The sequence below is a fragment of the Histidinibacterium aquaticum genome (genome assembly GCF_008710275.1).
Classification (GTDB): domain Bacteria; phylum Pseudomonadota; class Alphaproteobacteria; order Rhodobacterales; family Rhodobacteraceae; genus Oceanicola; species Oceanicola aquaticus.
The window spans coordinates 229425-253097 of sequence record NZ_VYQE01000002.1; the positions used below are offsets into that span (position 1 = coordinate 229425).

Below are 23673 nucleotides of genomic sequence, written 5' to 3' on the forward strand. Positions count from 1 at the left end.
GTGTGAATTTGGAGAGAAAGGCCCTTCGAAGGGCCTTTCAGCGATCTTGCAAGGTCGCTCCAAGCCGCTTCGAAGCGGCTTGCCGCTCAGAGGCCAAAGGCGCGCAGAATCTCCTCGCGTTCGGCGGGATCGGTGATCTCGTTCGCGTCGAGGTAACCCAGGCGCTGCTCCAGCTTGCCGCGGCGCTCGATCATGTTCTCGCCGTGACCCACCATGTAGAGACCCGCGGCGAAGGGGATCGGCTCCAGCGGGCGGCCCCAGTCCTCGCAGATGCCGGCGACCTGGGTATGCGAGCGGTGCTCGTAGAGCAGGCGGGCGTCGAGCCGATGCTCCCGGAAGTCGGCGTAGACCGCGGCGGAGGAGCCGCAGGTCTTGTGAAAGGGGCGTTCCGGCGGGAAGAGCGGCGCGAGACGGCGGGTGCCCGCATGCACGAAGTAGCCCCGGTCGATGAGGTAGCCGCGTCCGTTGTGACCCTTGCGGATGTGCGCGACCACGTCGGGGTGCAGGATGTCGTCGGCGTCGTGCTGCATGTAGTAGAGGTCGCGCCGCACGGTCCGCGCGACCTGCGCGATCAGCTGGCGGCGCTTGTCGCCCTTGTCGTAGAACTTGTCTCCGACCTTCGCCTCGATGAAGTCGATCCGGTCGTCCTCCGGCAGCGCCGGGCGGTCCTGGCCGCAGATCACGGCGCGCCAGTTCGGGTCGCTCTGGCGCCGGAAGGCCTCCAGCGTGCCGCGAAGGTTCTCCTCCACCCGCGCCCAGTCCGAGGCGCGGCGGCGCGAGACGAGGGGCAGGGCGAAGAGCACGAGCGGATCGTCGGAGGGCTCGGCCTCGGGCCGGCGCCAGCGCCAGAGGCGCGCGCGCCACCGGCCCTGGGTCCGGGTCTTGCCCTGGAGCACCCGGAGCAGGCTCATGCCTCGAGGTCGACCACCACCGGAACGTGGTCCGAGGGCTTCTCGCGCCCGCGCAGCTCGCTCACGACCTCGACGTCGCGCAGCAGGTCGGCGGCCTGCGGGGTCAGCAGGACGTGGTCGATGCGGATGCCGTCGTTCCGGTTCCAGGCCCCGGCCTGGTAGTCCCAGAAGGTGTAGACGCCCGGCGACCGGGTCCGCGCGCGCAGCGCCTCGGTGAAGCCAAGGTTCACCACCTTGCGAAAGGCTTCGCGCGTCTGCGGCAGGAAGAGCGCGTCGGTCTCCCACTTCTCCGGCTTCGCGGCGTCCTCGGGTTGCGGGATCACGTTGTAGTCGCCGGCCATGAGCGCCGGCTCCTCGGCGGCCAGAAGCTCTTCTGCGCGGCGGCGCAGACGCTCCATCCAGGCGAGCTTGTAGTCGTACTTCGGCCCCGGCGCCGGGTTGCCGTTCGGCAGGTAGAGGCCGCAGACGCGGATCGCCCGCTCGCCCGTGACCGTAGCCTCGATCCAGCGGGACTGCTCGTCACTCTCGTCGCCGGGCAGGCCGCGGCTGACGTCCTCGAGCGGGAGCTTCGACAGGATGGCGACCCCGTTGAACCCCTTCTGACCGTGCACCGCGACGTTGTAGCCGCGGTCCTCGAAGAGCTCGGAGGGGAAATTCTCGTTGACCGACTTGATCTCCTGCAGGAGCACGACGTCGACATCGCTCTCGTCCAGCCAGTCGCAGAGCGCCTGGTGACGGGCCTTGATGCCGTTGATGTTGAAGGTGGCGATTTTCATGGCGCGACCATGCCGCAGGCAAAGAAAAAGGGCCAGCCCGAAGGCCGGCCCTCTGTCCGTCAGATGACGATGGACGCTTACGAATCGTCGTCCATGTCGTCCACGCCTTCGACGTCGATCTGCACCATCACGGTGTCGACCGCGGTGGCCACGTCGAGGATGGGCATGTCGGTGTCGTCGGAGCCGTCGGTCATGGCCGGGGCTTCGCCGAGGAAGAGCGCGGCGGTGACGTCGCTGCTCGGCTCTTCGCCGATGTTGACGTCGACGCTCTGGTTGGCGCCGGCGTTCACGGCTTCGGTGCCGAGAATGTCGCCGTCCACGTCGAAGATCGCGACGAAGCCGTCGGTGTCGGCCACGACCGTGCCGAGCTCGATGGTGTTGTCACGCTCCTGCGGCGCTTCGTTGATGTACGTGAAGTAGCTGTCGGCCGCGGCGGCAGTGCCGATGAGAGCGGCGGCGGCAGTCGTAAGAGCAAACTTGGTACGCATTTTGAAACTCCATTCGATTGGTTCGTTGCGCAGACAACGGAGGGGGAGCCGAATGGGTTTCGTGGATATGTGCCTTAATTTCTGAACAAAAATGTGAGTGGCCGGCCCGGGCCGGCGGCTTAGAACGTCAGGGCCTCAGATCGAGAAGGAGGTGCCGCAGCCGCAGGAGCTCGTGGCGTTCGGGTTCTCGATCGTGAAACGGGCGCCGATCAGCTCCTCGGAGAAATCGATCACCGCATCGGCGAGGAAGGGCAGCGAGGTGCTGTCCACGACGACCTTCTCGCCGCGGTCCTCGAGCACGAGGTCGTCGTCGGCGGGAGAGTCGAGTTCGATCTGGTACTGGAAGCCCGAGCATCCGCCACCCTCGACCGCGACGCGCAGGGCCTTGCCCTGAGCGGCGGCGCCGATCTCGGAGAGGCGTTCGAAGGCGCGGGGCGTGACTTTGGGCGGGACGGTGAGCATGGGTCGGACCTCTTGTCTCTTGTCTTCGGAAACTAGGGATCGGCGGCCGCCGAAGCAAGATGGGGACCCTTTCCGTGCCGGACCCGCCGACCCTCGCCATCCCGGGTTCGCGGTGCTAGGGCTGCCCGCGGCAGGAACGGCCGGGCAGGGCCGTTCGGACAGTGAAGAACAAAGGGGCAGGGACGATGGCAGCGCCCTTTGCCTGCGATCCGGGGCTCAGCCGCGGTCGGCTCCACGAAGAGTCGGGCAGCACCTTCCGCTCGCCCTTCCAGCGGGACCGGGACAGGATCATTCACGCCTCGGCCTTTCGCAGGCTGAAGCACAAGACGCAGGTCTTCGTCGAGCACGAGGGCGACTACTTCCGCACGCGTCTCACCCATTCCATCGAGGTCGCGCAGGTGGCGCGGACCATGGCCAAGACGCTGGGCCTCAACGAGGAGCTGGCCGAGGCGGTGGCGCTGGCGCACGATCTGGGCCACCCGCCCTTCGGCCATACCGGAGAGGAGGCGCTGCAGCGGCTCATGGCGCCCTACGGCGGCTTCGACCACAACGCCCAGGCGATCCGCATCGTCACCTCTCTGGAGCGGCATTACGCGGAGTGGGACGGGCTCAATCTCACCTGGGAGAGCCTCGAGGGCATCGCCAAGCACAACGGGCCGGTGACAGACCCCGTGCCCTGGGCGCTCGCGCTCTACGACCGGAGCCACGACCTGGAGCTTGCGACCCACGCCAGCGCCGAGGCGCAGGTGGCGGCGCTCTCGGACGACATCGCCTACAACAACCACGACCTGCACGACGGCCTGCGGGCCGAGCTCTTTTCCACCGACGAGCTGGCGGAATTGCCGGTGCTGGGGGACTGCTTCGGCGAGGTCGACAGGCTCTATCCCGGGCTGAACTACTACCGGCGCCGGCACGAGGCGCTGCGGCGGTTCTTCGGCGTGCTGGTGGAGGACGTGCTCAGCGTCACGGCGGCGAACCTGCGCGATCTCGCGCCCGAGACGCCGGAGGACGTGCGCGGGGCGGGGCGGATGATGGCACGGTTCTCGGAGGGCCTTTGGGCCGATCTCAACGTGATCCGGCGGTTCCTCTTCCAGCGGATGTACCGCGCGCCCTCGGTGGTGGAGATGCGCGGGCAGGTGACGCAGGTGGTCGAGGGACTGTTCCCGGCCTTCATGGCCGACCCGTCGCAACTGCCCAAGCAGTGGCGCAAGGACGTGGAGGCGGCCGAGGGCGACGAGACGGCGCTGGCGCGGATCGTCTCGGACTACATCGCCGGGATGACCGACCGCTTCGCGATCCAGACCCACGAGCGGCTGACCGGGCGGGTCGTGGTGGTGGCGCCGCGCTCCTGAGGCGGCGCAGGCGATTGCACCCGCGCGGGGCCGTGTTAAACCCCGCGCGACATCTGACAGAGTGAGCGCGATGAACCTCTTTTCCGATATCCGGGTGCTGGTCGTGGACTGCCTCGACGCGATGGTGGCCGAGGGCGCGCTGCCCGAGGGCCTGGACTACGCCAACGTCACCGTCGAGCCGCCGCGCGACCCCGCCCACGGCGACATGGCGACCAATGCCGCGATGGTGCTGGCCAAGCCCGCCGGGCTGAAGCCGCGCGACATCGCCGAGACGCTCTCGGAGAAGCTCTCCGCCGACGGTCGGATCGAGCTGGCCGAGGTGGCGGGGCCGGGGTTCCTGAACATGCGGCTCGCGGCCTCGGTCTGGCAGGGTGTCGTGAAGACTGCGTTGACCGACGCGGGCTTCGGCCGGTCCGGGATGGGCGCGGGCCAGAAGGTCAACGTCGAGTTCGTCTCGGTGAACCCCACGGGCCCGATGCACGTGGGCCATACCCGCAACGCCTGCTTCGGCGACGCGCTCGCCAGCCTGCTCGACTTCGCGGGTTACGAGGTCACGCGGGAATACTACATCAACGACGGCGGCGCGCAGGTCGACGTGCTCGCGCGGTCTGTCTACCTGCGCTACCTCGAGGCCCACGGGCAGGAGGTGGCCTTTGCCGACGGCACCTACCCGGGCGACTACCTGATCCCGGTGGGCGAGGCGCTCAAGGACCTGCACGGCGACGCCTTCGTGGGCCAGCCCGAAGAGGTCTGGCTCGACGAGGTGCGGGCCTTCGCCACCGAGAAGATGATGGAGCAGATCCGCTCGGATCTCGCCGCCATCGGCGTGACCATGGACCGCTATTTCTCGGAGAAGTCGCTCTACGGCACCGGCCGGATCGAGGCGGCCATCGAGGCGCTGCGCGAGCGGGACCTGATCTACAAGGGCACGCTGGAGCCGCCGAAGGGCAAGGTCCCCGAGGACTGGGAGCCGCGGGAGCAGACGCTCTTCCGCTCGACCGCGCATGGCGACGACGTTGACCGGCCGATCATGAAGTCCGACGGCGCCTGGACCTACTTCGCGCCCGACATCGCCTACCACTACGACAAGGTGGAGCGGGGCTACGACCAGCTGATCGACGTGATGGGCGCCGACCACGGCGGCTACGTCAAGCGGATGAAGGCCGCGGTCTCGGCGCTGACCGACGGGCGCGTGCCGCTCGACATCAAGCTGATCCAGCTGGTGAAGCTCTACAAGGACGGCGAACCCTTCAAGATGTCCAAGCGGGCGGGGACCTTCGTCACGCTTTCCGACGTGGTGGACCTCGTGGGCGCCGACGTGGCCCGCTTCCACATGCTCACGCGCAAGAACGACGCACCGCTCGATTTCGACGTGGACAAGGTGACCGAGCAGTCCAAGGACAACCCGGTCTTCTATGTCCAGTACGCCCATGCCCGCGCCCAGTCGGTGCTGCGAAAGGCCGTCGAGATGGGCTGCGAGACCGATCCGGCCGCGCTGGCGGGGCAGGACCTGAGCGCCTTTTCCGACGAGGGCGAGCTCAAGCTCATGCAGAAGATCGCCGAATGGCCGCGCCTGATCGAGATCGCCGCGCGCCTTCACGAGCCGCACCGGGTGGCCTTCTACCTCTACGAACTGGCCAGCGAGTTCCACGCGCTCTGGAACAAGGGCAACGACGATCCGGCCCTGCGCTTCCTTCAAGAGGGTGACGCTGCCGCAACACAGGCGAAAATTGCGCTTCCGAAGGCCGCCGCGATTGTTATTTCGCAAGGGCTTGGTATCCTTGGCGTGACCCCCGTGGACGAGATGCGGTAGCCCGAGGGCCGGAAGGCGCGACGGATCAAACCGCACAGGAATGCCTTGCGGGGGTGACGAGCAGGAACCCCGAAAGACCCACCGGCGGCCCGAACCGCCGGGGCATGTGAGGCAGAAATGGCAGACATTCCCTACGGTGCGGCGGACGAGCCGCGGACCGGCTCGGTGGCCGGACCGGTCGTGAATCTGATCGGCGCGGGCCTCTCGCTCGCCCTTGTCGCCGGGATCGGCGTCTGGGGCTACAAGCTGGTGATGCGCGACGTGACCGGCGTCCCCGTCGTCAAGGCGATGGAGGGTCCCATGCGGATCCAGCCCGAGAACCCGGGCGGCGAGGTCGCGCTGCATCGCGGACTTTCCGTCAACACGATCGCCGCCGAGGGCGAAGCGGCGCCGCCGGAGGACCGGCTGGTGCTGGCGCCCGAGGGTGTCGACCTCGCGGCGGAGGACATGGAGGTCGCCCCGGCCGCCGACGAGACCGGCGGGGAGGCCGTCACCCGCGTCTCCGCCATGATCGCCGAAGCCGCCGCGGAGAGCGACGTGTCCGAGGCCGAGGTGCAGGAAGAGGTCGCCGCGGCGGGGCAGGAGGCCGACGGCCCGCTCACCGCCGAGCAGATCCTGGCGCTCGCCGACGAGATCGCCCGCGGCACGCAGCCGCTCGAACCGGTCGAGGAAGGCGCCACCACCGGCGAGGTCGAGCTGGCGCTCGACGGCTCCCCGGTCGTCGACGTGATCCCCGCGAGCGTGCCGGGCGTGAGCCGCTCGCTGCGACCGAAGACGCGGCCCATGCGGATCACCGCCATCGAGCCCACCTCGACCATGGCCGCGCCGGCGAGCGAGACCCGCAGTCTCGATCCCTCGGAGATCACCGTGGGAACCAAGCTCGTGCAGCTCGGAGCCTTCGACAGCGAACAGGTGGCCCTGGCCGAGTGGCAGGCGCTGCAGGGGCGCTTCGGCGAGTTCATGGGCGACAAGGCCCGCGTGATCCAGCGCGCGGAGAGCGGCGGACGCACCTTCTGGCGGCTGCGCGCCGCGGGCTTCGGCGACCTTTCCGAGGCGCGGCGGTTCTGCGCGGCGCTGGTGGCCGAGGATGCGCTCTGCATCCCCGTGGTGGTGCGCTGACATGACCCGGCGGGCGGTTGCCTTCGGCTGCGAGGGTCTCCGCCTGACGGCCGGGGAGCGCCGCTTCTTCGGCCGCGCGGACCCCGTGGGGTTCATCCTCTTCGCCCGAAACCTCGAGGCCCCGGACCAGGTGCGCGCGCTCACCTCCGAGCTGCGCGACTCCGTCGGCTGGAACGCGCCGGTCCTGATCGACCAGGAGGGCGGGCGCGTGCAGCGCATGGGCCCGCCGCACTGGCGCGCCTACCTGCCGGCGCTCGACCAGATGGAGCGGGCGCGCGAGCCGATGCGGGCCCAGTGGCTGCGCAACCGGCTGATCGCCGACGAGCTGCACGCCGTGGGCATCGACGTGAACTGCGCCCCGCTCGCCGACCTTGTGGAGCCCGAGACCCACGCGGTGCTGCGCAACCGGCTCTACGGGTCCGACGTGGAGACGGTGGTCGAGGCCGCGAGAACCTGCGCCGAAGCGCTGCTCTCGGGCGGCGTGCTGCCGGTGCTCAAGCACATCCCGGGCTACGGCCGCGCGCAGGTCGACAGCCACCTGGAGCTGCCGCGCATCGACCTTCCGGCGGAAGAGCTCGCGGCGCGGGACTTCGCCCCCTTCCGGGCGCTCAACGACCTGCCCATGGGCATGACCGCGCATATCGTGGTCTCCGACATCGACCCCGACCATCCCGCCACGACCTCGGAGCGGATGATCGCGCTGATCCGGCAGGAGATCGGGTTCTCCGGCCTGCTCTTCTCCGACGACATCGGGATGGAGGCGCTCTCGGGCCCCGTTCCGGATCGGGCGGCGGCCTGTCTCGACGCGGGCTGCGACGTGGCGCTGCATTGCAACGGCGAGCTGGCCGAGATGGAGGCCGTGGCGGGCGCCTGCGGTCCGCTGACCGAGCGCGGAGCGGAACGTCTGCAGGCGGCGCTCGCCCGCCGGACGGCGCCCCAGCCGATTGACACCGGCGCCCTCATCGCGGAACTCTCTGACCTTCTCAACTGAGGGTCGCCCCTTGTCCGACAGTCCCGAACCGGTCCAGCTCGACGTCTCCGCCCGGCTCGCCGCCGAGGCGCTGATCGTCGACGTCGAGGGCTTCGAGGGGCCGCTCGACCTGCTGCTGAGCCTCAGCCGCACGCAGAAGGTGGACCTGCGGGAGATCTCGATCCTCGCGCTCGCGCGGCAGTACCTGGCCTTCGTGGAGAAGGCGCGGGAGCTGCGGATCGAGCTGGCCGCCGACTACCTCGTCATGGCGGCCTGGCTGGCCTTTCTGAAGTCGCGGCTGCTGCTGCCGCCGGACCCCGAAGAGGAGGGGCCCTCGGGCGAGGACCTCGCCGCGCATCTCGCGTTCCAGCTGGAGCGGCTGGAGGCGATGCGCCGGTCGGCCGCCCGGCTCATGGCGCGCGACCAGCTGGGGCGCGACCGCTTCGCGCGGGGGATCACCGAGGACGTGGCCCGCGTACGCCGGGTGGAATACACCGCGACGCTCATCGACCTGATGCAGGCCTATGCCCGGATCCGCACCCGCGACGAGTTCCGGCCCTATGCCTACGACCGGACCAACCTGCTCAGCATGGAAGAGGCGCTCGACCGGCTGCGGCCGCTGATCGGCTTCGCGGGGGAGTGGACCGATCTCATGTCCTACCTGCCCGACAGCTGGAGCGCCGATCCCGCGCGCCGCCGGAGCGCGGCCGCCTCGACCTTCGCCGCCTCGCTGGAACTGGTGAAGGAGGGGGCGATCCAGATCCGCCAGGGCGAGACCTTCGCCCCGATCCAGATCCGGCGGAAGTCATGAGCGAGGAGACGCGGGACGAGCCGCAGGAGCAGAGCCTCTTCGAGGCGCCGCCCATGGCGGAGCAGGAGCGCATGGTCGAGGCCATCCTCTTCGCCACGGCCGAGCCGGTGACGATCCGCGAGCTGACCGGCCGGATGCCGCATGGCTCCGAGCCGCGCGAGGCGCTGGAGCATCTGCGCCGCCGCTACGAGGGTCGCGGCGTGCAGGTCACCCGGATCGGCGAGGCCTGGGCGATCCGCACCGCGCCCGACCTCGGGTTCCTGATGCGCCAGGAGGTGGTCGAGACCCGCAAGCTCTCGCGCGCGGCGATCGAGACGCTGGCCATCATCGCCTACCACCAGCCGGTGACCCGCGCCGAGATCGAGGAGATCCGCGGCGTGGGCGTGAGCCGGGGCACCATCGACCAGCTCATCGAGATGGACTGGATCCGCTTCGGCCGCCGCCGGATGACGCCGGGCCGCCCGGTCACCTTCGTCGTGACGGAGACCTTCCTCGACCACTTCGCGCTGGAGACCGCGCGGGATCTGCCGGGGCTCTCGGAGCTGCGCGCCGCGGGCCTGCTGGACAGCCGCCCGCCGCCGGGCGAGGGCGAGGAGGATGCCGAGGGCGAGGAGGCGACCGACGAGGGCCAGGAGGATCTCTTCGAGGAGTGAGGCCTTTCCGGAAGGGCCGTCCTCCCCTAGGGTCGCGGCCGGGCAGGGGCGGAAAGGGACGTCATGGAGCGCATCATCAGGACGATCGTGAGGATGTTCCTCCGCGAGGGATTCCGCCAGACCTCGCGCAGGGGCGGCGGGCGCGGGGCGGCCCCGACCTCGCCGCAGGCCCGCAAGGCGGCCAAGCAGGCGCGGCGGGCGATGCGGGTGACCCGGCGCATCGGGCGGTTCTGACCGACGGCTTTCACCACGCGGAGCGGCCTCGCGGCCGCGCCCTGTGAGCCCGGCCCCGCCTTCGGCGGGCTCCGGGCGGGTTCGGGGGGCGCTGCCCCCTCTTGCGGCCCCGGGGCCGCAATTCACCCCCGGGATATTTCACCCCAGAAGAGGATCAGGACATTGGCGGCGGCGGGACGGGCTCCAGCGCGGCGCGCTGTGCCCGGGTCAGGCCGGCGCGGACGATGCGGTAGGAGGCGTGCAGCCGCTCGCGGATCTCTTCCTGCGCGGCGATCGACCAGTCGACGCGCACCCAGGAGCGGTGAAAGTAGGGCGCCCGGACCGCGCGGCCCATGTCGATGAGCATCGCGGCATCCTCGACCGAGGGCGTCTTAACCGAGACACCCTCGCCCTGGCTGCCCACGACGGCGAAGAGCTTGCCGCCGACCTTCCAGGCGTCGTGGCCGCCGCCCCAGGGGTCGGAGTGCTCTGCCCCGGGCAGGGTCCTGCAGTAGGCGTTGACGATCTCGCGGCTCATGGCGCTATGCTGCGCGCGAAAGATGACGGGGGCAAGAATGGCTGCGCATGTGGCCCTGCTGCGGGGAATCAACGTGGGCGGGGCGAACCGGCTGCCGATGGCCGACCTGAAACGCATCGCCGGCGGGCTCGGGTGGCGGGAGGCGCGGAGCTATCTCGCCTCGGGCAACCTCGTCTTCGAGGCCGACGAAGGGGACCACGAGGCGGCCCTGCGCGAGGCGCTGCGCCGGGAGGCGGGGCTCCGGATCGCCGTGCGGGTTCTCGACGCGGGCCGATTCCGGACGATCGCGGCGGCCTGTCCCTTCTCCCCCGAGGACGGGCGGCTGGCGCATGTCTATTTCTGCTGGGCGGAGCCCGAAATCGACGCCGGGCTCCTGGAGCGGCTGCGCGCGCCGGACGAGCGGCTGGAGGCGGGCGAGGGGGCGGTCTACCTCGATGCGCCGAGCGGGATCGGACGGTCGAAGCTCGCGGCCAACCTCGAGCGGGTCGTGCGGGGGACCGAGCTCACGGGACGCAACCTGCGCACCGTTCGGGCGCTGGACGGGATGCTCGGGGCGGCTTGAGACTGGACGCGGGCACCTCCGGCTGCTAGGCCTCGGCCCATGAAGAGCATTTGCATCACCTGCTGCATCATTCCCTGCTGACTTCCGTCGCGGGCCGCTCTTTCTCTTCCCAATCCGGATCGAAGGTGCCAAGGCCCGGCGGCGGTGCTTGCCCGAGGACGATCCATGAGCGCGATCCGACTGAGAAACTCCCTGAGCCGCGAGGTCGAGCTCTTCGTCCCGCACGACAGCCGCAACGTGCGGCTCTATGTCTGCGGGCCGACGGTCTACGACCGCGCCCACCTCGGCAACGCGCGGCCGGTCATCGTCTTCGACACGCTGTTCCGCCTGCTGCGGCGGGTCTACGGCGAGGAGCACGTGACCTACGTCCGCAACTTCACCGACGTCGACGACAAGATCAACGCGCGGGCGGCGGAGACGGGCCGGGCGATCCGGGACATCACCACCGAGACCATCGGCTGGTACCACCAGGACATGGGCGCGCTCGGCGCGCTGCGTCCCACGCAGGAGCCGCGGGCGACCGAGTGGATCGGCGCGATGAAGGACATGATCGCGGGGCTCGTCGGCTCCGGCCACGCCTACGAGGCGGAGGGGCACGTGCTCTTCGCGGTGGAGAGCTACGCCGACTACGGGCGACTCTCGGGGCGCACAGTCGAGGACATGATCGCCGGCGCCCGGGTCGAGGTCGCGCCCTACAAGCGCAACCCCATGGACTTCGTGCTCTGGAAGCCCTCGGACGAGGACCAGCCCGGGTGGGAGAGCCCCTGGGGCCGGGGCCGTCCCGGCTGGCACATCGAGTGCTCGGCCATGGCCTACGAGCTGCTGGGCGAGAGCTTCGACATCCACGGCGGCGGCAACGACCTGATGTTCCCGCACCACGAGAACGAGATTGCCCAGTCGGCCTGCGCGCATCCCGGCGGCGGCTTCGCGCGCTACTGGGTGCACAACGAGATGCTGCAGGTCGAGGGCAAGAAGATGTCGAAGTCGCTCGGCAACTTCTTCACCGTGCGCGACCTCCTGGATGAGGGCATCCCCGGCGAGGTGATCCGGCTGGTGATGCTGGGGACGCATTACTCCAAGCCGATGGACTGGACCGCGAAGAAGCGCGAGGAGGCCGAGGCGACGCTGCGGAAATGGCGGGCGATGACCGCAGACGTCACGCCCACCGAGGTGGCGCCCGAGGTGCTGGAGGCGCTCTGCGACGACCTCAATACCGCGGGGGCCATCGCCGAGTTGCACCGGCTGGCGCACGAGGGCGATGCCGGGGGGCTGCTGGCCTCGGCGGAGATGCTGGGGCTGCTTGGACCCGATCTCGCCGGATGGGAGGCGCTGGAGGTGACCGACGACGCCCGCGCGCTGGTGCAGCGGCTGGTGGACGAGCGGGTCGCGGCGCGCAAGGCGAAGGATTTCGCCCGGGCGGACGCCTTGCGCGACGGGCTCGCGGCGGCGGGCGTCGCGGTGAAGGACACCGGCGGTGGGGTGGAATGGGAGCTCACGCCCAAGTTCGACCCGGCCCGGCTGGAGGGGCTGAGGTGAGCGCCCGGGCCCGGACCGGGGAGGGGGGCTGTCCGCCCCCCGTCCGCTGCGCGGACTCCCCCCGAGGATATTTGACCCCAGAAGAAGGAGGGGAGCGGTGAAGGAACGGCTCTATCTCTTCGACACCACGCTGCGCGATGGGCAGCAGACCCAGGGCGTGGATTTCTCCACCGGAGAGAAGCGCAAGATCGCGGGGCTGCTGGATGCGCTCGGGGTCGACTACATCGAGGGCGGCTGGCCGGGGGCGAACCCCACCGACAGCGACTTCTTCGAGGACGCGCCGAAGACGCGCGCGACGATGACCGCCTTCGGCATGACCAAGCGGGCCGGGCGGTCGGCCGAGAACGACGACGTGCTGGCGGCGGTCCTCAACGCGGGGACGCCCTCGGTCTGCCTCGTGGGCAAGACGCACGACTTCCACGTCGAGCGGGCGCTGGGGATCACGCTTGAGGAGAACCGCGAGAACATCCGGGCCTCGGTCGCGCATGTGAAGGCGCAGGGGCGCGAGGCGCATCTGGACGCCGAGCACTTCTTCGACGGGTGGAAGGCGAACCGCGTCTACGCGCTCTCCTGCCTCATGGCCGCGCTCGAGGGCGGGGCGGACTGGGTGGTGCTCTGCGACACCAACGGCGGCACGCTGCCCGCCGAGATCGGGCGGATCGTGGGCGAAGTGATCGCGGCAGGCGTGCCGGGGGGGAAGCTCGGCATCCATTGCCACAACGACACCGAGACGGCGGTGGCGGGCTCGCTCGCCGCGGTGGAGGCCGGGGCGCGGCAGATCCAGGGGACGCTCAACGGGCTGGGCGAGCGCTGCGGCAACGCCAATCTCACCACGTTGATCCCGACGCTGCTGCTCAAGGAGCCCTATGCCAGCCGCTACGAGACCGGCGTCTCGGTTGAGGCGCTGAAGGGGCTGCGCCGGGCCAGCCGGACACTGGACGAGCTGCTGAACCGGGTGCCGATGAAACAGGCGCCCTACGTCGGCGCCTCGGCCTTCGCGCACAAGGCGGGGCTGCACGCCAGCGCGATCCTCAAGGACCCCACGACCTACGAGCACATCGACCCCGCCCTCGTCGGCAACGAGCGGGTCGTGCCGATGTCGAACCAGGCCGGGCAGTCGAACCTGCGGCACCGGCTGGAGGAGGTGGGCATCGAGGTCGATCGCGGCGACGCGCGGCTCGGGCAGCTGCTGGACCTCGTGAAGACGCGCGAGGCGCAGGGCTATGCCTACGACAGCGCCCAGGCCTCCTTCGAGCTGCTGGCGCGCGAGGAACTGGGGCTGATGACGCACCACTTCTTCGACGTGGAGCGCTACCGGGTGATCTCGGAGCGGCGGCGCAACGCCAAGGGCGAGCTGGTGATCGTCTCGGAGGCGGTGGTGACCGTGGCCCTGGCGGGCGGGGGGCAGACGACTTCCTTCTACCAGAACGAGAACCCGACGGAGCAGGAGGACGCGGGCCCGGTCAACGCGCTCTCGGTGGCGCTGTCGAAGGACCTCGGGCCCTACCAGGAGCTGATCGACGACTGGCGGCTGGTGGACTTCAAGGTGCGGATCACAAACGGCGGCACCGAGGCCGTGACCCGGGTCATCATCGACAGCGAGGACGGGCAGGGCCGGCGCTGGTCGACGGTGGGGGTCTCGGCCAACATAGTCGACGCCTCCTTCGACGCGCTGGTCGACGCGATCCGCTGGAAGCTCCTGCGCGACGGGGCGACGGGGTGAGCCGTCCGGAGGCGGACCCGGCCGGGAAAACAGGGGGGCGGGCCCGACCGGGCATGGCCTCGCGGCCCGGGCGGTCTAGCTTTCGCAGAGGAAAGGAAGCCCCGATGAAGACAGGCCTCGCCGCCCTCAGCCTGCTTGTCCTGCTCGCCGCCTGCGGCCGCGAGCCGCCGGTGCCCTACGTCCGGCTCATCACCGGCGAGGCGCCGGAGGGGCCGGTCCGCGTGACGATCTTCGCGACCGACCAGGCGGAGATCGGCGTCGGCACCCGCAAGGGCGTCCGCGCGCTGCCCGAGGGCAGCTACGCCCGCGCCCGCGCCCTGGTCGAGCGTGACTTCCCCCGCATCTTCTCCCGCCAGGCCGCGTTGCGGGAGGCGCGGGATTGTCCCGACGTGGGCGAGGCCACGGTACAGGCGCAGCCTGCCGCCTCGGGGATCGCCGCCGTGGGCTGGAGCTGCGGCGAGGACGGCGTTCTCGCGCTGGTGGAAGAGCTGCGCGCGATCGTGCCGCGATGACCCTTCAGGCCTGTGCCGAACTCGTCGAACGGGGCGATCCCGTGCGGTTTCTCGCCGCCATGTCCTGCCCGCCGCCCGCGCGCGAGGTGCTCTTTCCGCTTTATGCCTTCAACGTCGAGGTCTCCCGCGCGCCCTACCTCACGCAGGAGCCGATGATCGCCGAGATGCGGCTGCAGTGGTGGCGCGACGCGCTGGAGGAGATCGGCGCGGGCAAGCCGCCGCGCGCCCACGAGGTGGCCCAGCCCCTCTCGGAGGTGATCCGGTCCGCCGGGCTTTCGGTGGCGCTGCTCGATTCGGTGCCGGTGGCCCGCCGCTGGGACGTCTGGGCGGAGCCCTTCGAGGACGAGGCGGCCTTTCGAGACCACCTGGAGCGGGTCGCGGGGGACCTGGCCTGGGCCTCGGCGCTCGCGCTCGGCGCCCGTCCGGAGGACGAGGCGGGCGTTCGGGACGGGGCCTGGGCGGCGGGCCTCGCCCGGTGGTTCGAGGCCGTGCCGGAGATGGAGGCCCGTGGGCTGAAGCCCCTGGCCGATGGCCGCCCCGAGGCCGTGGCCGGGCTGGCCCGCGAGGGGCTCGAACGGCTGGCGCGGGCGCGGCGGGCCGTGCGCGGCGGACCGGCGGCGCTCGCGCTGCGGCACGGCTGGGAGACCGGACCGGTCCTCCAGGCGGCGGCGCGGGAGCCTGCGCGGGTCGGCGCGGGCCAACTCGTGCGGTCGGAGTTCCGGAGGAAGCTCGCGCTCTCCGTCGTGGCGGCGCGGGGGCGTTGGTAGGGTGAAAGCGGCCGGGTTGAAGCCCGGCCAGCGATTGCCGCTCGACGCCCCGTAGGCCGGGCTTCAGCCCGGCACCCCGCCTACGCCGTCCTGCGTTCGCCGAGCGCCAGCCGGATCAGCGCCGCCCCCGCGAGCATGAGGAAGGGCGCCATGGCGAGGTTCACCGCCGTCCAGCCCTCTTGCGCGGTGCCGCCCGAGCAGTTCATCAGCCCGCCCGAGGCGAGCGAGGCCAGCGTTACGCAGCCGAAGACGATCATGTCGTTCATGCCCTGAACCGCGCCGCGCTCCTCGGGCGCATGGGCCGAGGCAAGAAGCGTCGTCGCCCCGATGAAGCCGAAGTTCCAGCCGAGGCCCAGCAACACCAGCGCCCCGAAAAAGTTGCCGAGCGTCACGCCGGAGAGCGCCACGGCTCCCGCGCCCGCGAGGATCACGAGGCCGGTCGCGATGATCCGCTCCGCCCCGAAGCGGGCGATCAGGTGGCCGGTGAAGAACGAGGGCACGAACATCGCCAGCACGTGGGCCGAGACGATGTCGTTCGCGCGGGCGGTGGTGAACCCGCAGCCCACCACGGCGAGCGGGGTCGAGGTCATCACCAGGTTCATCAGCGCGTAGGAGACCATGCCGCAGATCACGGCCGTCAGGATGGTCGGGTTCTTCAGCAGCTCCATCCGCGAGCGGGCCCGCGGCGCGTCCTTGCGCGGGGGCGGCGGCTTGGGCAGGTCGAGCCCGAAGAAGAGCAGTGCGCCGAGCAGATTGATCGCGATGATCGCGAGGTAGGTGCCGAGGAAGGGCACCGCGAAACTGGTCTGCACCAGCTTGTTGAGCTGGGGGCCGAGAATCGCCGAGACGAGTCCGCCCGCCATGACGTAGCTGACCGCCTTGGGGCGGAAGTCCTCCGACGCGCTGTCGGTCGCGGCGAAGCGGTAGAAGCCCTGCGCCGACATGTAGATGCCGGTGAGGTAGCTGCCCGCGAGCAGCAGCGGGAAGGACCCGATGGAGAGGGCCCAGGCCGCCACGGCCGCCCCCGCCGCGCCGCCCGCGGTGCCGGTCAGGAAGCCGGCCCTGCGTCCGTGCCGCTGCATGAGCGGCGAGATCCAGGGCGCGGTCGTCATCGAGCCGAAGACGATGAGCGAGATCGGGAGGGTGGCAAGACAGGGGTTGGGGCTCAGCATGCCGCCCGCGAGCCCGCCCACCACGAAGATCATCGGCATCTGCGCGCCGATAAGGGCCTGCGCGGCCACGAGGATTCCCACGTTGCGGAAGGCGCGTCTGTCGTCGGTCCGGTCCATGTCGCTGCGTTAGACCCTGGCCGCGGTCACGGCAAGACGCGGTCGATCAGATGGGCGAAGGAGCCGCAGACCCGGCCCTGTCTCAGGCCCATGGGCGGCAGGTCGGTGCCTTCCGCATCCGTGGCCTCGAAGAGCGGGTCGCCCTCCGCGCGGAGCGTCGTGGCGTAGTGGAACTCGTGCGCCGCCCAGGTGCCGGGCAGGGGGCCGCCGCGCGCGGTCAGGCGACGGTATCCGAGGTGCAGGCGGCGCTCGGCGAAGGAGGTTTCGAGCCGGAGGAGGCCGGCCATGCGGTGGGTCTCGCCCTCGGCATCGGTCAGGGTCTCGCCGAGGACCATGTACCCGCCGCATTCGCCGTAGATCGCGCGATCCCGGAGGCTCTGCTGGAAGGCGGAGTTCGCGGCGATCCGTCCGGCGTGCAGCTCGGGGTAGCCGCCCGGGAGGATGACGAGATCGGCCCCGGGGGCGGGGTCGTCCGCCAGGGGCGAGAAGGGACGGATTTCCGCCCCCTGCGCTCGCCAGTCGTCGAGCAGGTGGGGGTAGGCGAAGGCGAAGGCCGCGTCCCGGGCGAGGGCGATCGTCTGGGCGGGTGGCGGCACGCGCCGTGCCGGTGGAGCCTCCGGCAGGGGCGCAGCGAGAGCGGTGAGACTGTCGAGGTCGAGGGATTGCTCCACGAGGTCCGCGGCGCGGTCGAGAAAGGCCTCGAGGTCGGGCCGCTCCTGCGCCTGCACGAGACCCAGGTGCCGCGAGGGATGCGCGAGGTCCGGGGTCCGCCGCAGGGCGCCGAGCACCGGCAGGCCCGTCGGGGCGAGCGCGCGCCGGAGCAGGCGCTCGTGCCGGTCGGAGCCGGTCCGGTTGAGGATCACGCCCGCCACGCGGACGCGCGGGTCGAAGTCGCGGAAACCCTGGACAAGCGGCGCGGCCGACTGAGCCATGCGGGCGGCGTCGAGGACGAGGATGACCGGAAGGCCGAGCTGGCGGGCAAGGTCGGCGGTGGCGCCGGTTCCGTCTGCGGCGGCGTCGAAGAGGCCCATGGCCCCTTCGACCACCAGCAGCCCGTCACCCGCGGCAAGCGCGGCGATCCGGTCGGGCGTCATCGCCCAGGCGTCGAGGTTCGGGCAGGGCCGCCCGCAGGCCGCCTCGTGGAAGCGCGGGTCGATGTAATCCGGCCCGGACTTGGCGGCGCGGACGGGCGCGCCCCGACGGGTCAGCGCACGGAGCAGGCCGAGCGTGAGGGTGGTCTTGCCGGCGCCGGACGCGGGGGCGGAGAGGATCAGGCCGGACATGAGGGGCGGGTTTTAAGGTGTTGTTGTAGAGAGGTTTTCACGAAGGTGCGGGTGCTCTGCACTTTCCCGGGACGAACTTGCCTGCGCCGCCCGGTGCGACGTTCGCGCGATGCCTTAGGAGCGCATTCTAAATATCGAAAAGTAAGTAAAAAAACGGATTCCCCGGGTTGTTCTGCCGCCCGCGCTCACGCGCTTTCGGCGGGACGTCCGCGGCCGAGCGGGTCGGTGTCGCGCGGGGCGAGGCCGCGGGCCATGGCCTGCCAGTCCAGCGCCTGGCGCATGAGGACGGAGCGGCCGACGCAGATGATCGCGGGCGGCTCGAGCCCGCTCTCCGCGATGTCCTCGACGACCGTGCCGAGCGTGGTCTCGAGAACCTGCTGGTCCGGCGTCGTCGCGGTGCAGACCACGGCCACCGGCTCCGAGGCGGGCCGTCCGGCGTCGCGCAGCGCCTCGGCGATGGGCGCGATGTGCTTCATGCCCATGTAGATGACGATGACCCCGCTCGCGCGCGAGATTGCCTCCCAGTCGAGCGAGAGCGGCGTCTCCCCGGTCTGGTCGTGGCCGGTGACGAAGGTCACCGACTGGTTCACGTCGCGGTGGGTCACGGGAATCCCCGCGTAGGCAAGCCCGCCGATGCCCGCCGAGATGCCGGGCACGATGCGGATCGGCACGCCGTGCTGCACGAGGGTCTGGCCCTCCTCGCCGCCGCGACCGAAGACGAAGGGATCGCCGCCCTTGAGCCGCAGGACGCGCTTGCCCTGACGGGCGAGGTCGACCAGCAGCAGCGAGATGTCGCGCTGCTTGGCCGAGGGCTTGCCGCCGCGCTTGCCGGCGTATCGGTGCTCGGCCTGCGGTGCCCAGGCGAGGATCGCTTCGGAGACGAGGGCGTCGTAGACCACGACGTCGGCCTGGCGGAGCGCGTTGAGCGCATGCAGCGTCAGCAGGCCCGGATCGCCGGGTCCCGCTCCGCAGAGCCAGACCCATCCGGGCTGCATCTCGGGCCAGTCGTGGTCGGGCAGCGCTGTCATGGGGTCGTTATGGATCTTTCCGACCGCGCGGGAAAGCCGCGATGCGACCGGGACGCGGCGCTGTGCGACCTCGGCGCGGCGCCAGAGTTCTGCAAGAATTCATCCACGTCGTGCCGACATCCGATGCGTCTGTCGCCCTCAACCGCGACCGCGCCAGCCCTGTCGGGCGTCCCTGACGACCGGACCTGCTCACGTATCCGTGCTGGATGACCGCTGCCCCGGACCTAGGTGCCCCGGGATCATTGCAGAAAGGTCTCGGGTGGTCTTGGGGCGCGTCGTTACTCTCCTTCTCAGTCTCGCTCTTGCCGGCGTCGGCGGGTTCGGGTTCTGGCTGTTGTCCCAGGGCTCCGGGGGCGCGGCCCAGGGCAGGGACGTGCAGCCCCGGGCCCCGCTGGTCGAGACGGAGAGGGCGGAGGTTCCCGACGCGCCGCCCACGATTTCGCAGACGGCGTTCCTCCGGCCCTATCGGGAAGTCGACGCGGCGTTCGAGGTCCAGGGACGCATCGACTCGGTGTCCGGCGACTTCGAGGTCGGAAACACGGTCGAGGAGGGGGCCGTCCTGGCGACGATCGACAGGGAGCGGCTGCGGGCCAACGTGGCCCAGGCCGAGGCGGACCTGAGGGCGGCGCAGGCCAGCGCTTCGGAAGCCGAGCAGGCGTTTCAGCGGCAGGACGAACTCGAGGACCGCGGTGTCGCCGCCGAAGCGACCCTGGAAGAGGTGCGCGCAGCCCGGACGACCGCGCAGGCGCAGGTCGACGTGGCTGCCGCCGCCGTCGAAGCGGCACGGATAGACCTGCGTTCGGCGGAATTGACGGCTCCCTTCGACGCCTACGTGACCGCGCGGTCGGCCAGCGAGGGACAGATCGTGTCGCCGGGCCAGGCCATCGGCACATTGGTCCGGGCCGATATCGCCCGCTTGGTCGTTGGCTTGTCGGACCGGCAGGCGCAGGCGCTCGACGACCTCTCCGAACTGGCGGGAACCGAGGTGACCATCCGGCGCGCCGGGGGGGATGGACGGGTCCTGCGCCGTGGCCGGGTCGTCGATGTCGACGTCCGGATCGACGAAGCCACCCGCCTGACCAACTTGCTCGTCAACGTCGCCGATCCCTTCGGCGATGCCCCGGTCAGGCTCGGCGAACTCCTGGTCGTCGAGATCCCGTTCCTGACCGACGATCCGCTTGTTGCCGTCCCCTCGCGGGCCGTGAAGGATGGCAGGCGCGTCTGGGTCGTCACGCCGGAGGAGGAACTCGCGTCGCGGGACGTGAGCGTCGCGCTGCGCACCGACGAGACGGTCTACCTGTCAGACGCCGCGGACCTTGAAGGCGCTCGCCTGATGACCACCGATCTTGCCGGGGCGTCCGACGGCATGGAGGTCCGCGTCGCCGATGGGGAAAGCAGTCCGTCCGCGGGCTCGTCCGGAGGGCCCGAGGCGACGAGCGAAGATGCGGACAGGGGCGCCACGACAGGCGGAGACAGGTCGGTGGACGAGGAGGGTGGACGGACGGCCCCGTCCGAGGATGAGCCAGCCTCTTCCCGTACCGGAGGCCTTGAGCCCGGCGCGCCCACATCCTTCGGCCCCGCAGGGACGGAGGGATGAAGCACCTGATCCGTGCCGCTCTGGCGAACCGGGTTCTGCCGAACCTGATATTCGCCGCCCTGATCGTCGGGGGCCTGCTGTCGCTGTCCTCGATCAACGTCAGGACGTTCCCCGAAATCGCGACGGGGACCGTTCAGGTCGGCGTAACGGTGCCCGGCGCCTCGCCCCAGGACATCGCGGACAGCGTTGTGGTTCCCGTCGAAGAAGCTCTCTCGGGGTTGCCCGACATCGATACGATCACCGCCACCGCGACCCAGGGACGGGCCAATATCTCGGTCGGTCTGCGGCGTGGCGCGGAGGTGCGCCCCGCCGTGAACGACATCGAGTCCGAGATCGACCGGATAACGGTCTTCCCCGAGGATGCCGAAAGCCCGACCATCGCGGAAGTCGAGCCGGACGAGCTCGCCATCCAGATCGTGCTATCGGGGGACACCGACATCGAGACCCTCAAGTCGAGGGCCGAAGAGGTTCGCGACGACCTCCTCGCGCTCGATGAGGTGAGCCAGGTCGAACTGCTGGGCGCGCCGACCGACCAGATCGTGATCGAGGTCTCCGAAGAGACGCTGCTTGGCTACGGAATATCGCTGCCCGAACTCGCGGACCGCATCCGGGCGGAAGACGTGGACCTCTCGGCGGGCCAGATCGAAACCGCCGACGAACAGATCCAGATCCGCGCGGACCGCGAGCGGACCACGCCAGCCGATCTGCGGGCGGTGCGCCTCTTCGCGTCGGAGACCGGATCGACCGTCGAACTGGGCGAGATTGCCCGCGTCTACGAAACCTTCGACGACAGCGCGGCGCTCGTCAGCCGCCTTGATGGCCGCCCGGCGGTCTATCTCGCGGTGAACCGGGTCGGCGACCAGCAGATCCTCTCCCAGGTCGAGGCGGTCGACGAGTATCTCGAGGGGACGCTCAGGCCGTCGCTGCCCGACGCGATCTCGGCGACGGTATGGAGGAACGAGGCGGAACTCCTGCAGTCGCGGATCGACCTTCTCACGAAGAACGCGGCGATCGGCTTCGGGCTGATCACGCTGATCCTGACCCTGTTTCTCGACCTTCGGGTCGCGGTCTTCGTGGCGGTCGGTGTGGGGGCGGCCTTCGTCGGGAGCTTCGTCCCGATGTCGGTCTTCGGCATCACGATCAACCAGCTCTCTCTCTTCGGTTTCATCCTCGCGCTCGGCATCGTGGTCGATGATGCCATCGTCGTCGGAGAAGCGGTCTACACGGAGCAGGAGAGTGAGTCCGATCCCTTCGCGGCCTCCAGAACGGCGTCGAGCCGAATGGCCGCACCGGTCTTCTTCTCGGTCTCGACGACCATCGCGGCCTTCGTGCCTCTGCTCTTCCTGCCGGGATCCTCCGGAAGCTTCATCGCCCCGATCGCGTCGGTCGTGATCATCGCGCTGGCGCTGAGCCTTCTGGAGTCCTTCTTCGTCCTGCCGCAGCACCTGAGCGGCATCCGCCCCGGACCGCCGCGGCACTGGTGGTCGCCGCGGCGGGCGACCGAGCCCCTGCGTCGGCTTGTCGGCGGAGGGGTGGAGCGCTTTTCCAACGGGCCGCTGCGCCGGATCGTCGGGTTCTGCGCCGGGCATCCATGGCTGCCGATCGCCTTCTCGATGAGCCTGCTCGCGCTCTCGATCGGCCTGATCGCCGGCGGCTGGGTCAAGGTCACCTTCTTTCCCCAGATCGAGGGCAACTTCGTCACCGCGGAGGTGGAGCTGCCGGAGAGTGCGTCGGAAGCCGAGACGCTGGAGACCGCGGAAGAGATCGCGGCCGCGACCGGCGCCGCGGCGGAGGCCCTTGCCGAGCGGTTTCCGTCCCCGGCCGAGGAAATCGTCGCTGGCACCGCCGTCGCCATCGGGTTTTCCACGGGGCAGGGCGGTCCCGGCGGAGGGGGCACCCCGGGAGCGCGCAACGTCGCCACGATCACGGTGAAGCTCGCCGAGGCGAGCGCGAGGGAGTTCGCCGCCTCCGATTTCGAGCGCGCCTGGCAGGAGGCGACGGGCGAGGTTCCCGGACTCAAGACGCTGTCCTTCTCGTCGAGCCTCGTGGGGGTCGGCTCCCCCATCGCGCTCGAGGTGTCGGCGGAAACCGACGCGCTCGCCGACCGGGCCGTCGGCCGACTCCGCGATGCGCTGGAGGGGCGCGAGGGCGTCTATTCGATATCCGACGACCGGTTCAGCACGGCGAGGGAGATCGCCGTGACGATGAAGCCGGAGGCCCAGGCGCTCGGCGTCTCCGCCGACATGGTCGCCTCCCAGCTCCGGGCGGCGTTCTTCGGCCAGACCGTCACGACGCTCCAGCGCGACCGGGAAGAGGTCGACGTGCGGATCCGCCTTCCGGAGAGCCAGCGCGACAGCGTCGCCGACCTTCAGGACCTGCGCATCCGCGTGGGCGACGGGTTCGTCCCGGTGACGACCGTGGCCGATCTCGGCTTCCGGCAGGCCCCGACGGTCGTCCGGCGGGCCGAGGGCCGGACGATCGTCACGCTCACCGCGGATGTCGACACCTCTGTCACGACGGGCGGGGCGGAGACGGGCTGGCTCATGCAGACCGTGGTCCCGGACCTGCGCGAACAGACGCCCGGCCTCATGGTCTCGGTCGGAGGCGAGCAGGAGGAGCGGGGTCAGACCGGCCCGGCGCTCGCGCGGAACTTCGGCCTGGCCATGATCGCGGTCTACGGCATTCTTGCACTGGCCTTTCAGTCCTACTTCCGGCCCCTCCTGATCCTCATGACGGTGCCGTTCGGGCTGATCGGGGCCGTCGGCGGGCATTTCCTGCTGGGGCTGTCGCTCACGCTGCTCAGCATGTTCGGGATCATCGGCCTCGCCGGCATCATCGTGAACGGCGGCCTGCTCATCAACGACGTGGTGCAGGAACTGGAGGCCGAGGGCGTCCCGCCCGAGGACGCTATCGTGGAGGCCACGGTTCGACGCTTCCGGCCGATCCTGCTGACGACACTGACCACCTTCTTCGGGATCTTCCCACTGATCCTCGAGACGAGCGTGCAGGCGAAGTTCCTGATCCCGACCGCGGTCTCCCTCGCGTTCGGCCTCCTCGTCGCGATGGTTCTGCTGCCGCTCCTGATGCCGGCCTACCTGTCGGTCTACAACTGGGCGCGTCGCCGGGTCGGGAGACGGGACGACCGCGCGAGATCCGCCGCCTGACGGCCCGGCGGGTGCGGCGTTGCGCGCCGAGGGTCACGCCAGCCCCCCCCCCGGGAATATTTGGGCCGGGGAGGGGGCGGGAGCGATTGGCGGCCGGCGGCCGCGG

At 70.4% G+C, this 23673-nt stretch carries 22 protein-coding genes; 14 read left to right on the forward strand and 8 right to left on the reverse strand.

What is annotated here, in order from left to right; all coding sequences use genetic code 11:
* Positions 1–86 precede the first annotated feature (86 nt).
* The 4 genes from F3S47_RS06525 to F3S47_RS06540 all read right to left on the reverse strand — a co-directional run bounded on the left by F3S47_RS06525 (position 87) and on the right by F3S47_RS06540 (position 2637).
* Positions 87–911: a glycosyltransferase family 2 protein gene (locus F3S47_RS06525; RefSeq protein ID WP_150444446.1), complete on the reverse strand. Its 825-nt coding sequence runs from the start codon at positions 909–911 to the stop codon at positions 87–89.
* Positions 908–1687 carry an exodeoxyribonuclease III gene (gene xth / locus F3S47_RS06530; RefSeq protein ID WP_150444447.1) on the reverse strand — a complete coding sequence of 260 codons (780 nt, stop codon included), beginning with the start codon at positions 1685–1687 and terminating at the stop codon, positions 908–910. Before xth ends, F3S47_RS06525 begins: the two co-directional genes overlap by 4 nt.
* 77 nt (positions 1688–1764) lie before the next feature.
* Positions 1765–2175: a hypothetical protein gene (locus tag F3S47_RS06535; RefSeq protein WP_150444448.1), complete on the reverse strand. Its 411-nt coding sequence runs from the start codon at positions 2173–2175 to the stop codon at positions 1765–1767.
* A 135-nt stretch (positions 2176–2310) separates the two neighbouring features.
* Positions 2311–2637, reverse strand: coding sequence for a HesB/IscA family protein (locus tag F3S47_RS06540; RefSeq protein ID WP_150444449.1), 327 nt, complete (start codon positions 2635–2637; stop codon positions 2311–2313).
* Positions 2638–2822: 185 nt separating this feature from the next.
* Here F3S47_RS06540 and F3S47_RS06545 point away from each other — a divergent pair, with 185 nt between their 5' ends.
* From F3S47_RS06545 to F3S47_RS19340, 7 genes are all read left to right on the forward strand, one after another.
* Positions 2823–3989, forward strand: coding sequence for a deoxyguanosinetriphosphate triphosphohydrolase (locus F3S47_RS06545; protein ID WP_150444450.1), 1167 nt, complete (start codon positions 2823–2825; stop codon positions 3987–3989).
* 70 nt (positions 3990–4059) lie between these two features.
* The gene (gene argS / locus F3S47_RS06550; protein ID WP_150444451.1) at positions 4060–5802 is read left to right on the forward strand and encodes an arginine--tRNA ligase; all 1743 of its coding nucleotides are present in this window, start codon (positions 4060–4062) and stop codon (positions 5800–5802) included.
* Between the two features lie 117 nt (positions 5803–5919).
* Positions 5920–6921, forward strand: a complete 1002-nt coding sequence (locus tag F3S47_RS06555; protein ID WP_150444452.1) for an SPOR domain-containing protein — start codon at positions 5920–5922, stop codon at positions 6919–6921.
* A 1-nt stretch (position 6922) separates the two neighbouring features.
* On the forward strand, positions 6923–7912 hold the full coding sequence (locus tag F3S47_RS06560) for a glycoside hydrolase family 3 N-terminal domain-containing protein (RefSeq protein WP_150444453.1): 990 nt from the start codon (positions 6923–6925) through the stop codon (positions 7910–7912).
* Between the two features lie 10 nt (positions 7913–7922).
* Positions 7923–8702 carry a segregation and condensation protein A gene (locus tag F3S47_RS06565; protein WP_150444454.1) on the forward strand — a complete coding sequence of 260 codons (780 nt, stop codon included), beginning with the start codon at positions 7923–7925 and terminating at the stop codon, positions 8700–8702.
* Entirely contained in the window at positions 8699–9355 is a 657-nt protein-coding gene (gene scpB / locus F3S47_RS06570) for an SMC-Scp complex subunit ScpB (RefSeq protein WP_150444455.1), read from the forward strand. The genes F3S47_RS06565 and scpB overlap by 4 nt, the downstream gene beginning before the upstream one ends.
* Before the next feature lie 63 nt (positions 9356–9418).
* On the forward strand, positions 9419–9589 hold the full coding sequence (locus F3S47_RS19340) for a hypothetical protein (protein ID WP_191090106.1): 171 nt from the start codon (positions 9419–9421) through the stop codon (positions 9587–9589).
* A gap of 154 nt (positions 9590–9743) precedes the next feature.
* Here F3S47_RS19340 and F3S47_RS06575 read toward each other — a convergent pair whose 3' ends face one another.
* Positions 9744–10106: an MmcQ/YjbR family DNA-binding protein gene (locus F3S47_RS06575; protein ID WP_150444456.1), complete on the reverse strand. Its 363-nt coding sequence runs from the start codon at positions 10104–10106 to the stop codon at positions 9744–9746.
* Positions 10107–10143: 37 nt separating this feature from the next.
* On the opposite strand from F3S47_RS06575, the gene F3S47_RS06580 reads away from it, so the two are divergent.
* From F3S47_RS06580 to F3S47_RS06600, 5 genes are all read left to right on the forward strand, one after another.
* Entirely contained in the window at positions 10144–10668 is a 525-nt protein-coding gene (locus F3S47_RS06580) for a DUF1697 domain-containing protein (protein ID WP_191090107.1), read from the forward strand.
* A gap of 165 nt (positions 10669–10833) precedes the next feature.
* A complete protein-coding gene (cysS, locus tag F3S47_RS06585) occupies positions 10834–12204 on the forward strand; it encodes a cysteine--tRNA ligase (protein ID WP_150444458.1) in 1371 nt (456 codons plus the stop codon).
* A gap of 97 nt (positions 12205–12301) precedes the next feature.
* Positions 12302–13927: a citramalate synthase gene (gene cimA / locus F3S47_RS06590; protein WP_191090108.1), complete on the forward strand. Its 1626-nt coding sequence runs from the start codon at positions 12302–12304 to the stop codon at positions 13925–13927.
* A gap of 104 nt (positions 13928–14031) precedes the next feature.
* Entirely contained in the window at positions 14032–14439 is a 408-nt protein-coding gene (locus tag F3S47_RS06595; protein WP_150444460.1) for a hypothetical protein, read from the forward strand.
* Positions 14436–15206: a squalene/phytoene synthase family protein gene (locus tag F3S47_RS06600; RefSeq protein ID WP_150444461.1), complete on the forward strand. Its 771-nt coding sequence runs from the start codon at positions 14436–14438 to the stop codon at positions 15204–15206. The genes F3S47_RS06595 and F3S47_RS06600 overlap by 4 nt, the downstream gene beginning before the upstream one ends.
* An 80-nt stretch (positions 15207–15286) precedes the next feature.
* On the opposite strand, the gene F3S47_RS06605 is transcribed toward F3S47_RS06600, so the two are convergent.
* The 3 genes from F3S47_RS06605 to cobA form a co-directional block, all read right to left on the reverse strand.
* Complete coding sequence (locus F3S47_RS06605) at positions 15287–16495, reverse strand: MFS transporter (protein ID WP_150444462.1); 1209 nt, start codon at positions 16493–16495, stop codon at positions 15287–15289.
* 26 nt (positions 16496–16521) lie between these two features.
* Positions 16522–17778, reverse strand: a complete 1257-nt coding sequence (locus tag F3S47_RS06610) for a cobyrinate a,c-diamide synthase (RefSeq protein ID WP_150444463.1) — start codon at positions 17776–17778, stop codon at positions 16522–16524.
* Between the two features lie 185 nt (positions 17779–17963).
* Positions 17964–18806, reverse strand: coding sequence for a uroporphyrinogen-III C-methyltransferase (cobA, locus tag F3S47_RS06615; protein WP_223877745.1), 843 nt, complete (start codon positions 18804–18806; stop codon positions 17964–17966).
* Between the two features lie 373 nt (positions 18807–19179).
* Between cobA and F3S47_RS06620 the strand changes: the two genes are divergently transcribed.
* Both F3S47_RS06620 and F3S47_RS06625 read left to right on the forward strand, forming a co-directional pair.
* A complete protein-coding gene (locus F3S47_RS06620; RefSeq protein WP_191090109.1) occupies positions 19180–20403 on the forward strand; it encodes an efflux RND transporter periplasmic adaptor subunit in 1224 nt (407 codons plus the stop codon).
* Positions 20400–23567: an efflux RND transporter permease subunit gene (locus F3S47_RS06625; RefSeq protein ID WP_150444465.1), complete on the forward strand. Its 3168-nt coding sequence runs from the start codon at positions 20400–20402 to the stop codon at positions 23565–23567. Before F3S47_RS06620 ends, F3S47_RS06625 begins: the two co-directional genes overlap by 4 nt.
* Positions 23568–23673: the final 106 nt, after the last annotated feature.

What these genes read in the sequence shown, in the direction of transcription:
- F3S47_RS06625 (WP_150444465.1), top strand. Translation starts at nt 20,400, where the DNA reads ATGAAGCACCTGATCCGTGCCGCTCTGGCGAACCGGGTTCTGCCGAAC.
- F3S47_RS06575 (WP_150444456.1), bottom strand. Translation starts at nt 10,106, where the DNA reads ATGAGCCGCGAGATCGTCAACGCCTACTGCAGGACCCTGCCCGGGGCA.
- F3S47_RS06540 (WP_150444449.1), bottom strand. Translation starts at nt 2,637, where the DNA reads ATGCTCACCGTCCCGCCCAAAGTCACGCCCCGCGCCTTCGAACGCCTC.
- cysS (WP_150444458.1), top strand. Translation starts at nt 10,834, where the DNA reads ATGAGCGCGATCCGACTGAGAAACTCCCTGAGCCGCGAGGTCGAGCTC.
- F3S47_RS06555 (WP_150444452.1), top strand. Translation starts at nt 5,920, where the DNA reads ATGGCAGACATTCCCTACGGTGCGGCGGACGAGCCGCGGACCGGCTCG.
- xth (WP_150444447.1), bottom strand. Translation starts at nt 1,687, where the DNA reads ATGAAAATCGCCACCTTCAACATCAACGGCATCAAGGCCCGTCACCAG.
- F3S47_RS06535 (WP_150444448.1), bottom strand. Translation starts at nt 2,175, where the DNA reads ATGCGTACCAAGTTTGCTCTTACGACTGCCGCCGCCGCTCTCATCGGC.
- F3S47_RS19340 (WP_191090106.1), top strand. Translation starts at nt 9,419, where the DNA reads ATGGAGCGCATCATCAGGACGATCGTGAGGATGTTCCTCCGCGAGGGA.
- F3S47_RS06610 (WP_150444463.1), bottom strand. Translation starts at nt 17,778, where the DNA reads ATGTCCGGCCTGATCCTCTCCGCCCCCGCGTCCGGCGCCGGCAAGACC.
- argS (WP_150444451.1), top strand. Translation starts at nt 4,060, where the DNA reads ATGAACCTCTTTTCCGATATCCGGGTGCTGGTCGTGGACTGCCTCGAC.
- F3S47_RS06600 (WP_150444461.1), top strand. Translation starts at nt 14,436, where the DNA reads ATGACCCTTCAGGCCTGTGCCGAACTCGTCGAACGGGGCGATCCCGTG.
- F3S47_RS06560 (WP_150444453.1), top strand. Translation starts at nt 6,923, where the DNA reads ATGACCCGGCGGGCGGTTGCCTTCGGCTGCGAGGGTCTCCGCCTGACG.
- F3S47_RS06595 (WP_150444460.1), top strand. Translation starts at nt 14,032, where the DNA reads ATGAAGACAGGCCTCGCCGCCCTCAGCCTGCTTGTCCTGCTCGCCGCC.
- F3S47_RS06525 (WP_150444446.1), bottom strand. Translation starts at nt 911, where the DNA reads ATGAGCCTGCTCCGGGTGCTCCAGGGCAAGACCCGGACCCAGGGCCGG.
- F3S47_RS06580 (WP_191090107.1), top strand. Translation starts at nt 10,144, where the DNA reads ATGGCTGCGCATGTGGCCCTGCTGCGGGGAATCAACGTGGGCGGGGCG.
- F3S47_RS06545 (WP_150444450.1), top strand. Translation starts at nt 2,823, where the DNA reads ATGGCAGCGCCCTTTGCCTGCGATCCGGGGCTCAGCCGCGGTCGGCTC.
- F3S47_RS06605 (WP_150444462.1), bottom strand. Translation starts at nt 16,495, where the DNA reads ATGGACCGGACCGACGACAGACGCGCCTTCCGCAACGTGGGAATCCTC.
- cobA (WP_223877745.1), bottom strand. Translation starts at nt 18,806, where the DNA reads ATGACAGCGCTGCCCGACCACGACTGGCCCGAGATGCAGCCCGGATGG.
- scpB (WP_150444455.1), top strand. Translation starts at nt 8,699, where the DNA reads ATGAGCGAGGAGACGCGGGACGAGCCGCAGGAGCAGAGCCTCTTCGAG.